We start from the raw sequence: 13,840 nt of genomic DNA, 5'->3' as shown, positions 1-13,840 counted from the left end.
GAAACATCATCAATTTCAGAGGCTTGATGAGAAAGGAAAAATCTTTGGCCGAATGAGACAAGCGTCCTAAAGCACGCCGCGATCTTCCAGATTCGCTTGCCGCGCTTCAGGCCTTTGTTTTCGCATGTCGTTATCGCAAAACCGCTGCGCACTTTTGCGCGGCATGCCTTAGTGCGCTTCATCCCAATTGGTCGCGGAGCGGGCATCGACCCGAAGCGGCACGCGCATCTCCAGCGCCGGCGAGGTGGCGTTTTCCATGACCGAAACGATGATCGGCGTCGCCTTTTCGACCTCTTCGTCTTCGACCTCGAAGATCAATTCATCGTGCACCTGCAAGAGCATGCGCACCCTATCGGCAAGGCCGGCCTCGGCGAGCGCCGGCTCGATCTTGATCATCGCGCGGCGAATGACATCGGCGGCCGAGCCCTGGATCGGCGCGTTGATGGCGGCCCGTTCGTTGAAGGCGCGGACGGAAGGATTGGACGAGCGAATCTCCGGATAATTGATTCGGCGGCCGAAGATCGTCTCGACGTACCCCTTGTCGCGGGCCATCTGCTTGCGGCTTTCCATGTAGTCGCGGATGCCGGGAAAGCGCTCGAAATATTTCTTGATGTAGTCGCCGGCTTCCGAGCGCTCGATGGAAAGCTGGTTGGCGAGGCCGAAGGCGGAGATGCCGTAGATGATGCCGAAGTTGATGGCCTTGGCGCGGCGACGCACCTCGCTCGGCATGCCTTCGACGGGCACGCCGAACATTTCAGAGGCTGTCATGGCGTGGATGTCGATACCGTCCTCAAAAGCGCGCACGAGCTGGGGAATTTCGGCGACATGGGCAAGCACGCGCAGCTCGATCTGGCTGTAGTCGGCCGAGATCAGCTTGTGGCCAGGCGACGAAATGAAGGCGGTGCGAATCTTGCGGCCTTCGGCGGTGCGCACCGGAATGTTCTGAAGGTTCGGCTCCGAAGAGGAAAGGCGGCCTGTCGTCGTCGACGCCAGCGAATAGGAGGTGTGCACCCGCTTCGTTTCCGGATGGATGTAACCCGGAAGCGCGTCCGTATAGGTCGATTTCAGCTTTGTGAGCTGGCGCCAGTCGACGATCTTGCGTGGCAGATCGAAGCCAGCTGCCGCAAGGTCCTCCAGCACGCTCGCCGAGGTCGACCACTGGCCGGTCTTGGTCTTGGTGCCGCCGGCAAGACCCATCTTCCCGAACAGGATGTCGCCGAGCTGCTTGGGAGAGCCGATATTGAACCTCTCGCCGGCGAGCTGATAGATTTCATCCTCGTACCTGGCTGCACCCTGAGCCAGTTCGCCCGAGAGGCGCGACAGGATCTGGCGGTCGACGGTGATCCCCCGTTCTTCCATGCGCGCAAGAACGGGCACGAGCGGACGTTCCAGGCGCTCATAGACGCGTGTCAGCTGGGTGGCGGCAAGGCGCGGCTTCAGCACCATCCACAGGCGCAATGTCACTTCGGCATCTTCGGCTGCATAGTGTGTCGCGCGCTCGATATCAACGAGGTCGAAGGTGACGTTCGACTTGCCGGAGCCAGCGACGTCCTTGTAGGCGATCGGTGTGTGACCGAGGAATTTTTCAGACAGCGGGTCCATGCCGTGCGCGCCGGTGCCGGCGTCGAGCACGTAGGATATCAGCATCGTGTCGTCGAAACTCTTGGTCTCGACGCCATAACGTTTCATCAGCAGGTAGTCGTATTTCAGGTTCTGAGCGACCTTGAGGATCGATTCATCCTCCAGCAGCGCCTTCAGCCGCGACAGCGCATCGCGCATCGGGATCTGGTTGTCGGCGAGACCGCCACCGAGAAGGTCGCCAACGCCCGTCTTGTGACCGATCGGCACATAGGCGGCGCGAATGCGTATGCCTGTCGGATCGGCGGTGTTATCGGCAATCGCCAGGGAGAAGCCAACGAGTTCGGCCTGCATGGCGTCGAGCGAAGTCGTTTCCGTATCGAAGGCAACGAGGCCGGTATCGCGCGCAGCGGCGATCCATTGGTCGAGAGTCGCAAGGTCGCGGATCGTCACATAGGAAGAATGATCGAACGGAAGGGTCGCGAACGCCTCGGTGCGCGCCTTGGCAAGATCGGCAGGCGCAAACGTGCCTTCGACCGCAGTCTTCGCCTTTGCGCGTGGTGGAACGGCCACGGCTTCGCCATTCATTTTGGGTACCGCGCCCGCGACAGGTTCCGGCTCGGCTGAATCGAGGTCCGGCCCATGCGCATCCGCGCCCCATTCGACCTTTACGAAGGCCGGTTCGATCTCGCTGGCGTCGCAATTGCAGAACTCCGCAACACGGCGCGTCAGCGTGGTGAATTCCATGGTTTTCAGGAAACCGATCAGCTTGGGGCCGTTCTGCGGTTCCAGGACGAGCGCGTCGAGATCGAGCTCCAACGGTACGTCGGTGCGCAGGCGCACGAGTTCGCGGGACAGCTTCGCCTTGTCGATGTTTTCGAGAATGGTCAGGCGGCGCTTTTCCTGCTTGATCTCATGGGCACGCTCGAGAAGCGTATCGAGATCGCCATATTCGGCGAGAAGCTGGGCTGCCGTCTTCGGGCCGATGCCGGGGATGCCGGGAACATTGTCGACGGAATCGCCGGTCATCGCCTGCAGGTCGATCATCTTTTCCGGCGGCACACCCCATTTCTCGATCACATCGGGGATGCTGATCTGCTTGTCCTTCATGCTGTCGTACATGTGGACATTCGGGGTGACGAGCTGCATCAGGTCCTTGTCGGAGGAGACGATCGTCACGTCGGCGCCGACCGCTTCAGCCTGGCGGGCATAGGTCGCGATAATATCGTCGGCCTCGAAACCTTCCGTCTCGATGCAGGGCAGATTGAAGGCGCGTGTCGCCTCGCGGATCAGGCCGAACTGAGGCACCAGCTCTTCGGGCGGCGCCGAACGGTTCGCCTTATAGGCGTCATAGAGATCCTTGCGGAAGGTCTTCGACGAGTAGTCGAAAATGACGGCGAGGTGGGTGGGCGTGGCAGCCACATCGGTACCGCGTGCATCCCTTAGCAGCTTCCAGAGCATGTTGCAAAAACCGGAGACAGCGCCGACCGGCAGGCCGTCGGATTTGCGCGTCAGAGGAGGCAGTGCATGAAAGGCCCGGAAGATGAAACCCGAACCGTCGATAAGGAAGAGATGATCGCCTTTTTTCATGGCAGCATGGATAGCGCGGCGGCCCTTCAAGGTCCATATAAACTTGGTTGCGCAAAAAGATTCCGCCTCACCAAACTGTTACTAATTTGTAATAGGTGGTTTTTTCTCTTTCCCTTGAAAAACCACATTCTCCATCACAAATCAAAGTCACCGGCGTTTGATCGCGCCGCGGGTCTGATAGCCGGCTTGTCCCCCGCCCGCGTCAGGCTTGGACAAAGGCCTCATCCCCCTCTCCGGGCCTTTGTCCTCACTTTCAAGCCGCCATGGCCTTCCTCCAGGCCTTGGCGGCTTTGTTTTTTGCGCAATTCGCTGCGGCACTCAAAATTTGAGAACTTCGTTCCTATTTTTTGATGGATCGTATGCGATTTGTTGCATTGTCTACCGAGCGATTTTGAGCCTAACTTACAATCATGGGATTTAATCGAATGGATTCCGGCGCCTACCTTGCCAGCCAGCTGGCGAAGGGTTTTGCCCGCTCGCTGCATCAGCGCGCGGCAGGGCTCGGTTTTTCTCCCGGACAGTTCCCTATCCTCCTGGAGCTTTGGGCCGAGGACGGGCTGACGCAGAAACAGCTTCTGGAGCGCGTCGATATCGAACAGGCGACGATGGCCAACACGCTCTCACGCATGGTGCGAGACGGGTTGATCGAGCGGCGTCCGCATCCTACCGACAAACGCGCGCAGCTAATCTTTCTGACAGAAAAAGCCAGGGCGATGGAGGCGCAAGCCATCGACACGGCGCGCGAGGCTGACCTTGCGCTGTTCAAGGGTTTTCGGGTCTTCGAACGAGAGCTGATGCTCGAATATATCCGGCGGCTGATCCAGAACGCCAAGGCGCTCTGACTTCACTCCGCCGCCGCGCGGTCGCGCTTTGCTTGCGTCACCTCTGCTTCGGTATTTGCCGAAAGGAAGTTTTCGCGAGCGGCGAGCTTGATACTCGGCTCGATATCCGGCTTTCCGAGCAAGAGCCCCTGCAACTGGGTACAGCCTTCTTCCACGACGATCTGACGTTGCATCTCCGTTTCGACGCCTTCGATGACAACAGGCATGCCGAGACTATGCCCCAGCCCGATGATGGCGCGGACGATCGAGCGAGCGCCGGCATCATGCTCCAGTATGCCGGTGAAGCTGCGGTCGACCTTGATCTTGTCGAAGGGGAAGGAACGCAGGTTGGAAAGCGAGGAGAAGCCAGTGCCGAAATCGTCCATGACGATGCGCACTCCGAGGCCGCGCAGGCGCTGAAGCGTGTTCATGACCCGGTTGCGATCGCGTATGAGCGCCACTTCGGTGATCTCCAGTTCCAGGCGTTCCGGCGCGAGGTCCGCCTCCTTGAGAATCTCAGCCACCCGCTGGCAAAGATTGGGCAACAGAAACTGAACCGGGGAGACATTGACGGCGATCGATAGCGGCTGCGGCCAGCGGGCGGCCTCCATGCAGGCTTCGCGCAGGATCCATTCGCCGAGCTGGACGATTGAGCCGCTTTCCTCGGCGATCGGAATGAAGATATCCGGCTCGCTCATGCCGTGGCCCGGCCGGTTCCAGCGCATCAAGGCTTCATAACCATTGATCTCACCGCTGCGCGCATCGAGGATTGGCTGATAGCTTACATGGAGCTGATTGCGGGTGATGGCGTGGCGAAGCTCGTGTTCGATCTGGCGACGGGCACGCACCGACTCGTCCATTTCCGCGTCGAAGAAGCAGGCTGCGCCGCGCCCGGCATGTTTGATGCGATAAAGAGCTGTATCGGCATTGTTGCAGAGCTCTTCGGCCGAGTCTCCATCCGCTGGATAGATCGCGATGCCGATGCTCGCGCCGACGGCCGTCGGATCGCGGGCAGTATCCATCTCGGCCGCGAATTCGTCGATGATACGTCGCGCAAGGCGATGGGCCGCGTCGGGTTGCTGCTTGCTCGGCTGGACGATGGCGAATTCGTCGCCGCCAAGTCGCGCGATCGTGTCATCCTTGTCGACGCAGCGTTTGAGGATCGTGGCGACCTTGCGCAGAATGCGATCGCCTTCGGCGTGACCGAAAATATCGTTGACGGCCTTGAAGCGGTCGAGATCGATACAGAAGACGGCGACCTGCGTTCGCTTGCATTCGGCGACCTGCAGAGCCTGGCGAATGCGCGTATCGAAAAGCGAACGGTTCGGCAGGTCCGTCAGAACATCATGATGGGCGAGATGCTCGATCATCTCTTCGGCGCGCTTGCGTTCGGTCAGATCGCGGACGACGAGAACGTCGCAATGGCGTCCGCGATAAACGATCCGCCGCATGACAACCTCGACAGGGATTTCCCTCTCGTCCTTGGCGATCAGCAGCATTTCCTCATGCTCGCTCTCCCGCTCAGCATGAATGAGAGCCAGCACGGACGAGGGAATGTTGCCCGTGAGTTCCGAGAGCTTCCAGCCTGAGAGGGCCAGGAAGCGTTCATTGGTGTCGATGATCTTGCCTTCTCGCAGGATGACGAGTCCTTCCTGCGAGACATTGGCGAGGCCGTGAAGATCGGTCAGATGGCTTTCGAGGAAGACTGCGCCGAAGGCCATGAGGATGAGGCCGGTGGCGACAGCCATCACGATTACGGCAAGCACCTGGGGCTGAAGCGTCATCGCCGGCACCTCGCGCGTCGCGTCCGGCACCAGTGCAATGCTGCTCATCGAGATGAAATGCAGCATGCAGATCGCCAGCACGAAGGCGCCGGAGGATGCGGCAAAGCGTTTCATGCCTTTCAGCTTGAAGAAGGCGAGGAAGGCAATGGTCGCCAGAGCCGCGCACGAGCAGAAAGCGACGACCGACATAAAGGCATCATAGACGACGATGGCCTGGGCCTCGATCGCCTGCATGCCAGTCATATGCATGGCCATGATGCCAAGCGCCATCAGCACGCCGACGAAAGCGAAAGAATAACTCCGGCCCTCCGACGCGATCAGGATGGCTACCCAGGCGCCGAAAATCGACAGGAATACAGAGAGAAACGTGAGACCCAGATCGTAGCTGATCGGCATGCCGCCGTCATAGGCGAGCATGGCGATGAAATGCGTAGCCCATACGCCGACACCGCAGGCAAAGGCTGACGTGGCGATCCACAGCTTGCGCTGTCCGGCGTCGCATTCCTGGGCACGGAAGAGAAGGAGCATTGTCGTCAGGCTGCCAACGAGACAGACAATTGCGGCGGCAATGACCAGTCGCCAGTCGTGGTTGTCTCTGATGCAGGCAATAACTGAGAACATTCGCCACCTCGAAAATCCACCTCGGCGCGAGATTATTTAGAACATGCTAAATAACTGTAACTTGCATTAGCGATACCTACTTCAGCCTTTCGGCATTTGGCGCCGACAAAAAAACTTGAAAATTTGACGCTCGAAACGGCAGCCGATTGGGTCTATCGTCCGGCCGAATTTCAGAAGGAGTCGGAAATGACCGAACTAAATCCTATCCTTGCGCGTGCGGACCAGAATCTCGATTCAAGCCTCGAAAAGCTGTTCGAGCTCTTGCGCATCAAGTCGATCTCGACCGATCCGGCCTACAAGGCTGAATGCCGCAAGGCAGCCGAATGGCTGATCGCCTATCTCAAGACGCTTGGCTTTGACGCCTCGGTTCGCGACACGCCCGGCCACCCGATGGTGGTCGCCCATCACGAGGGTGCCTCTGCCGATGCGCCCCACGTCCTGTTCTACGGTCACTATGACGTGCAACCGGTCGATCCGATCGAGCTCTGGGAAAACGACCCTTTCGATCCCGCCGTCAAAGATGCCGGCAACGGCCGCAAGATCCTGACCGGCCGCGGCACCTCCGATGACAAGGGCCAGCTGATGACCTTCGTGGAGGCCTGCCGCGCCTACAAGGAGATCAACGGCGCCCTTCCCTGCCGCGTCACCATTCTTTTCGAGGGCGAAGAAGAGTCCGGATCGCCGTCGCTGAAGCCGTTCCTCGAAGCCAATGCCGCCGAACTCAAGGCCGATTATGCCCTCGTCTGCGACACCAGCATGTGGGATCGCGATACGCCGGCAATCGCAGCTGCGCTTCGCGGCCTCGTCGGTGAAGAAATCGTGGTGACAGCCGCCGACCGCGACCTGCATTCCGGCCTGTTCGGCGGTGCCGCCGCCAATCCGATCCATATTCTCGTGGAGGCGCTGGCCGGCCTGCATGACGAAACCGGCCGTATTACACTTCAAGGTTTCTACGACGGTGTGGAGGAAACGCCTGCCAACATCAAGGCATCCTGGGAGGCGCTCGGCAAGTCGGCGGAAAACTTCCTCGGCGAAGTCGGCCTCTCCATTCCCTCAGGCGAAAAGGGCCGCTCGGTCCTGGAACTCACCTGGGCGCGACCGACGGCCGAAGTCAACGGCATTTGGGGTGGCTATACCGGTGAAGGCTTCAAAACCGTCATTGCTGCGAAGGCATCGGCAAAAGTCTCTTTCCGGCTCGTCGGCACGCAGGATCCGGCAGCGATCCGTGAGAGCTTCCGCAACTACGTTCGCTCGAAGATCCCCGCCGACTGCTCTGTCGAGTTCCACCCGCATGGCGCCTCCCCGGCCATTCATCTTTCCTATGACTCGCCTGTTCTGACCAAGGCGCGCAATGCGCTCTCCGACGAATGGCCGAAGCCTGCCATTGTCATCGGCATGGGCGGCTCTATCCCGATCGTCGGCGATTTTCAGAAAATGCTCGGCATGGAATCCCTTCTCGTGGGCTTCGGGCTTTCCGACGACCGTATCCATTCGCCGAACGAAAAGTACGACCTGGCCTCCTACCACAAGGGTATCCGCTCCTGGGTGCGCATCCTTGCTGCACTGAAGGCTTGAAACAAGAAAGGCGTGCCTGCGATCTTCGCGGCACGCCATCCGAAATCTGCAAACAAAAAGGCCGGGCAAACCGGCCTTCCGTTATCCGCCTCATCTCAGTGCCAGTACATCCGTGGTCAAAGGAGAAGCGGACAAAGCACAGCCAGACTGATCTCGAAAAGTTTACAGCCGGTAAACGGCTGACCCAATCAGATCGCGGAAATGATGCAACAGATGATGCGCACGACATTTCTGGGCTGCGATTTCTGAAACATTATATCGTAAGCCGCCTTTCACATTTCAAGACCCATGGAAAACCTTGATTCCCGTTCAAGCTGCGCTCATTCCGCCTCTCTCATAAGTGTTTGAAAGAAAACCAAAAATCCGTGCGGCGTGACCGATGCCGCCACGCTCTACCTTTGATTTTCCGGGTAAACGTGCATCCCAGGCGGGTCGCCCATCGTTTATTGCGAGGAGTAAAAGGTGAAAGTGAAAACCCTGGTGCGACGTGGAATTCTATGGCGATCGCGGGTGGGGTCTCAGGCCAATATGTCCAGGCGACCTATGAGCGGTACCGCATCTACGTCGGTCCGCAATATTGTCGTCCGCTCGGCATTCCGACGGTCACCTTCAGCGTCCGCCCCTATTGGGATCGCTACTACTGCAACCTCGACTTCTATCGTGAACGTGACCGCTGGCGCCGCGGACCGGTCTATTATTACCGCGATCGCGGTCCCCATCGCCCCTGAAACAAAAAGGACCCGACGCATCTGGTGATACGCCGGGCCTGATATCGATCGGCACGTGTTGAGGGGAGACGGCCGATCTTGGCGGGACGTGAGGGGTTTGTCCCGCTCATCATAGAACTGCGGGCAAGCCTATTGGTTCCCTCACCAGCCGGAAGATATGTGGCGCTGTGTCGCGAGCAGGTCGCGCATCTGCGCATAGGCGCCGAGCAGCATCTTCAGCCGGCTCTCGTCCATCCTGTCGAGACTGTGATGCTGCGCAAAAGCATGCACGCTCCAGACTTCGCGCGGGCGTGCCTCGTCCATTCTGACGGGATCAATCGTCATGTTCTGCCTGGATATTGCGCATTGCGCTTCTTCGGTGCGCGGAAGTCGCGGCGACATATGTCGGTTTTGGGGCGGTCACATGAACGGCAGCCATGGGAGGAAGTCATGGCTGGCTGACGGAGAAAATGCAGGCAGAGGGTGCACTTGGCCACATTGATGTTGTTCTTAACAGCCCGTTAATTCGCCGCATTTACAGTTCACTCGGATAAAACCGTTGCCTGGGGGCGCGGTCTTACAGCAAGGGTTCAGCCGCTCCACGATGGTAGCCAGACGTAGATCAGATGACAGGATCGAACCGTCCTTCAACGGCCGTGGCGGTCGTGAGGAAGACGACGAATTCGCGCTCGATGCCGACGATCGCATCGACGGGCGGCATGGCTCCAAACGTACATCGAAATCGCCCGCTTCCCGGCGCGCACCGGCAAAGCGCCGTTCCGAGCCGCGCGAACGGGAAGGCGGCGGGCTGTTCGCGTTCCTGCGCAGGGTCGTCTACTGGTGTATCGTGCTTGGTATCTGGGCCGGCATCGGTGTTGCCGGGCTCGTTTTCTATTACGGTTCGCGCATGCCAAGCGCCAGCACCTGGGCCATCCCGGAGCGGCCACCGAACGTCAAGATCACCGCCGTAGACGGCAGTGCGATCGCCAACCGCGGTGCGACCGGCGGCGAGGAGCTCTCCCTGGAGAACATGTCTCCCTATATTCCGGAGGCGATCATCGCGATCGAAGACCGGCGCTTCTATTCGCATTTCGGCGTCGATCCGTTCGGGCTGGCGCGCGCTTTCGTCAACAATGCGACCGGCCAGCCGATCCAGGGCGGCTCGACGCTGACGCAGCAGCTTGCCAAGAACCTGTTCCTCTCGCCCGAGCGCACGCTGGAGCGCAAGGTGCAGGAGGTGCTGCTCTCCTTCTGGCTGGAGCAGAAATACACCAAGGACCAGATCCTTGCGATGTATCTGAACCGCGTCTATTTCGGCTCGAATGCCTACGGCGTGGAAGCGGCGGCGCGGCGCTATTTCAACAAGTCGGCGCGCGATGTGAACCTCGGCGAGGCGGCCCTGCTTGCGGGCCTTGTGAAGGCGCCGTCGCGCCTTTCGCCAGCCCGTGATCCGGAGGCCGCCAATGCCCGTGCGCAGGTCGTGCTGCAGGCGATGCGCGACCAGGGCTATATCAGTGCCGACGAAATCAAGACGGCGATGTCGCAGACGCCGGCCTCTGCCCGCAGCTACTGGTCGGGCGCCGGACAATATGTCGCCGATATGGTGATGGACGAACTGCAGGGGCTGGTCGGCGACGTGAAGGAAGACGTCATCGTCGATACGACGATCGACAAGAATCTCGAAAAGAAGGCCGAACAGTCGCTGGTCGACGTGCTCGACAAGGAAGGCGGCAAGTTCGACGCATCGCAGGCCGCCCTCGTCTCGATCGACGGTACGGGCGCGATCCGGGCGCTCGTCGGCGGCAGGGATTATGCGACGAGCCAGTTCAACCGCGCCGTCAAGGCGAAGCGCCAGCCGGGCTCTTCCTTCAAGCCATTTGTTTATGCGGCCGCGCTTGAAAAAGGCCTGACGCCGGACTCCGTCTTCAACGATGCGCCGATCCGCATCGGCAACTGGACGCCGGAGAATTACGAGAAGAAATACAATGGCGAGGTAACGCTCCGGACAGCGCTTGCCAAGTCGCTGAACACTGTAGCGGCGCAGCTCGTGATGTATGACGGGCCGGATCAGGTGATCAAGCTTGCCCACCGTCTCGGCATCCAATCGGATCTGCAGCCCAATGCATCGATCGCGCTCGGTACTTCGGAAGTCTCTCTGATGGAGCTGACGGCCTCCTATGCCGCCTTCATGAATGGTGGCTACAAGGCAACGCCGCACGTGATCCGCCGGGTCACCACGACCGACGGCAAGGTGCTCTACGAGAACACCTATGACAATCCGCCGCGCGTGCTTTCCGAGCAGATCGTCGCGGAAATGAACATGATGATGATGGGCGTCATCAACGGCGGCACAGGCTCGAGCGCCAAGCTTCCCGGCTGGCAGGCTGCCGGCAAGACCGGCACGACGCAGAATTCGCGTGACGCGCTGTTCGTCGGTTTCACCAGCAACCTGACGACAGGCGTCTGGTTCGGCAATGACGACGGCACGCCGATGAAGAAGGTGACCGGCGGCGGGCTTCCCGCCAAGGCCTGGAAGGAATTCATGGTCGCCGCGCATAAGGGGCTTTCGCCAGCGCCGCTCTTCGGCATGGGCCAGACATTCTCTGATCCTGCCGCCGATCCCGGCAACGGCCAGCCGATGGCGCAGGCGCAGCCGGCACCCGAGCAGCCGTCGACAGTCGGCAGCATCATTTCCGGTGTTTTCGGCGGCAATGCCGATGTGAACCGCTATCCGCCGGTGCCCGGACAGCCGCAGGCAGCGATGCCCGTCAACGGCGGGCCGGTGCCGCCTGCCGATGTTGCCGGCGGGGGTTACAACGACATGGTGCCGCCCGGTGATGTGGGCGGACCGCAAGCAACGTCAGGGGCGCAGCCGCGACGCACGACCCTGCTCGATCTCATCATGGGACAGTAGGAGCCGGAGACAGTATTGCGACGGAAATGGATGCCTTGCGGGAGCACGTCCCGCGCAAGGCTCGGCGCGCAAGATTTGCACGGTTTGAAGGTGCAAAGCAGACCCTTTTCCGGCTACTGTAAAAATTGAATGCAACACATTCGTTTTGCTGGATTCCGGGCCATTTCTCGCCTTGCAGTCCAGAAAACCGCTCCTTATATACGCCGCATCACCGCAATCACGATTGCGTAATCTTAGTAGACCCATCCCGTAAGGGGCTGTCAGGGAAATGCCTTACCGGGGTTCCGACAGCTTGCTTCAAGGAGAGAATGACATGGCAAAAGTAATTGGTATCGACCTTGGAACGACAAATTCCTGCGTCGCGGTCATGGACGGCAAGGACGCAAAGGTCATCGAGAACGCGGAAGGTGCGCGTACGACCCCTTCCATGGTGGCATTTTCCGATGACGGCGAACGCCTCGTCGGCCAGCCGGCCAAGCGCCAGGCGGTCACCAACCCCACGAATACCCTCTTCGCCGTAAAGCGCCTCATCGGCCGCCGTTACGAAGATCCGACCGTCGAGAAGGACAAGCACCTCGTTCCCTTCACGATCGTCAAGGGCGACAATGGCGACGCCTGGGTCGAAGCCAACGGCAAGGGCTACTCGCCCGCACAGATTTCCGCGATGATCCTTCAGAAGATGAAGGAAACCGCCGAATCCTACCTCGGTGAAAAGGTCGAAAAGGCCGTCATCACCGTTCCCGCATACTTCAACGACGCGCAGCGCCAGGCAACCAAGGATGCCGGCAAGATCGCTGGTCTTGAAGTGCTCCGCATCATCAACGAGCCGACAGCTGCCGCTCTCGCCTATGGCCTCGACAAGAAGGACGGCAAGACGATCGCCGTTTACGACCTTGGCGGCGGTACCTTCGATATCTCCATCCTCGAGATCGGCGATGGCGTCTTCGAAGTGAAGTCCACCAACGGCGACACGTTCCTCGGCGGTGAAGACTTCGACATGCGTCTCGTCGAATATCTCGTTGCCGAGTTCAAGAAGGACAACGGCATCGACCTGAAGAACGACAAGCTTGCCCTGCAGCGTCTCAAGGAGGCTGCCGAAAAGGCAAAGATCGAGCTGTCCTCTTCGCAGCAGACCGAAATCAACCTGCCGTTTATTACGGCTGATGCTTCCGGCCCGAAGCACCTGACGCTGAAGCTGACCCGCGCCAAGCTCGAAAGCCTGGTCGACGATCTCGTTCAGCGCACGATCGCTCCGTGCAAGGCAGCCCTCAAGGATGCCGGCGTCACGGCTGCCGAGATCGACGAAGTCGTTCTCGTCGGTGGTATGAGCCGCATGCCGAAGGTGCAGGAAGTCGTCAAGCAGCTGTTCGGCAAGGAACCGCACAAGGGCGTCAACCCGGATGAAGTCGTTGCTCTCGGCGCCGCCATCCAGGCCGGTGTTCTGCAGGGCGACGTCAAGGACGTTCTGCTTCTCGACGTTACCCCGCTGTCTCTCGGCATCGAAACCCTCGGTGGCGTCTTCACCCGTCTGATCGAACGCAACACGACGATCCCGACGAAGAAGAGCCAGACCTTCTCGACCGCCGACGACAATCAGCAGGCCGTCACCATCCGCGTCTCACAGGGCGAGCGTGAAATGGCTGCCGACAACAAGCTGCTCGGCCAGTTCGACCTCGTTGGCCTGCCGCCGGCACCGCGTGGCGTTCCGCAGATCGAAGTCACTTTCGACATTGACGCGAACGGCATCGTGCAGGTTTCGGCCAAGGACAAGGGCACCGGTAAGGAACAGCAGATCCGCATCCAGGCTTCCGGCGGTCTTTCCGACGCCGACATCGAAAAGATGGTCAAGGATGCCGAATCGCATGCCGCCGAAGACAAGAAGCGCCGCGAAGGTGTGGAAGCAAAGAACCAGGCCGAAAGCCTTGTTCATTCCACGGAGAAGTCGCTTAAGGATTACGGCGACAAGGTTTCCGAAGCCGATCGTACCGCAATCTCCGATGCGATTGCCGCGCTGAAGTCCGCGACCGAAGCAACCGATGCCGACGCCGAAGACATCAAGGCCAAGACCCAGACCCTCATGGAAGTTTCCATGAAGCTCGGCCAGGCTATCTATGAAGCCCAGCAGGCTGAAGGCGGCACGGCCGACGCTTCGGCAGGTGATGACAATGTCGTCGACGCCGATTACGAAGAAGTCAAGGACGACGACCGCAAGAAGTCCGCTTAATCCGGGCTGCGGCCTACGCTAGACGA

The 13,840-nt window shown here is 59.9% G+C and carries 7 protein-coding genes and 1 pseudogene; 5 read left to right on the top strand and 3 right to left on the bottom strand.

Features of this window, described 5'->3' with window-relative positions:
• Positions 1-168: 168 nt before the first annotated feature.
• Positions 169-3,168, bottom strand: coding sequence for a DNA polymerase I (gene polA, locus FHT93_RS11485; RefSeq protein WP_183847669.1), 3,000 nt, complete (start codon positions 3,166-3,168; stop codon positions 169-171).
• Positions 3,169-3,593: 425 nt separating this feature from the next.
• On the opposite strand from polA, the gene FHT93_RS11480 reads away from it, so the two are divergent.
• Positions 3,594-4,010 (top strand): MarR family transcriptional regulator, encoded by a 417-nt coding sequence (locus tag FHT93_RS11480; protein WP_112542820.1) that lies wholly within the window; start codon positions 3,594-3,596, stop codon positions 4,008-4,010.
• Positions 4,011-4,012: 2 nt separating this feature from the next.
• Here the strand turns inward: FHT93_RS11480 and FHT93_RS11475 are convergent, their stop codons facing one another.
• Positions 4,013-6,394 carry an EAL domain-containing protein gene (locus FHT93_RS11475; RefSeq protein WP_183847667.1) on the bottom strand — a complete coding sequence of 794 codons (2,382 nt, stop codon included), beginning with the start codon at positions 6,392-6,394 and terminating at the stop codon, positions 4,013-4,015.
• Positions 6,395-6,580: 186 nt separating this feature from the next.
• On the opposite strand from FHT93_RS11475, the gene FHT93_RS11470 reads away from it, so the two are divergent.
• Positions 6,581-7,969: a dipeptidase gene (locus tag FHT93_RS11470; protein ID WP_113211460.1), complete on the top strand. Its 1,389-nt coding sequence runs from the start codon at positions 6,581-6,583 to the stop codon at positions 7,967-7,969.
• 478 nt (positions 7,970-8,447) lie between these two features.
• Positions 8,448-8,679, top strand: a pseudogene (locus FHT93_RS11465) (SH3 domain-containing protein); the annotation flags it as partial.
• Between the two features lie 159 nt (positions 8,680-8,838).
• Here FHT93_RS11465 and FHT93_RS11460 read toward each other — a convergent pair.
• Positions 8,839-9,021, bottom strand: coding sequence for a hypothetical protein (locus tag FHT93_RS11460; protein ID WP_112542895.1), 183 nt, complete (start codon positions 9,019-9,021; stop codon positions 8,839-8,841).
• Between the two features lie 259 nt (positions 9,022-9,280).
• Here FHT93_RS11460 and FHT93_RS11455 point away from each other — a divergent pair, with 259 nt between their 5' ends.
• Together FHT93_RS11455 and dnaK are read left to right on the top strand one after the other, a co-directional pair.
• Positions 9,281-11,590, top strand: coding sequence for a transglycosylase domain-containing protein (locus FHT93_RS11455; RefSeq protein WP_183847665.1), 2,310 nt, complete (start codon positions 9,281-9,283; stop codon positions 11,588-11,590).
• Positions 11,591-11,903: 313 nt separating this feature from the next.
• On the top strand, positions 11,904-13,814 hold the full coding sequence (dnaK, locus tag FHT93_RS11450; RefSeq protein WP_112542823.1) for a molecular chaperone DnaK: 1,911 nt from the start codon (positions 11,904-11,906) through the stop codon (positions 13,812-13,814).
• Positions 13,815-13,840 lie beyond the last annotated feature (26 nt).

This window comes from Rhizobium sp. BK379, from assembly GCF_014193955.1.
In the GTDB taxonomy this organism is placed as follows: Bacteria; Pseudomonadota; Alphaproteobacteria; order Rhizobiales; family Rhizobiaceae; genus Rhizobium.
The sequence above is the reverse complement of the archived record's forward strand: the minus strand, read 5'-3'. Positions and strand labels throughout refer to the sequence as shown.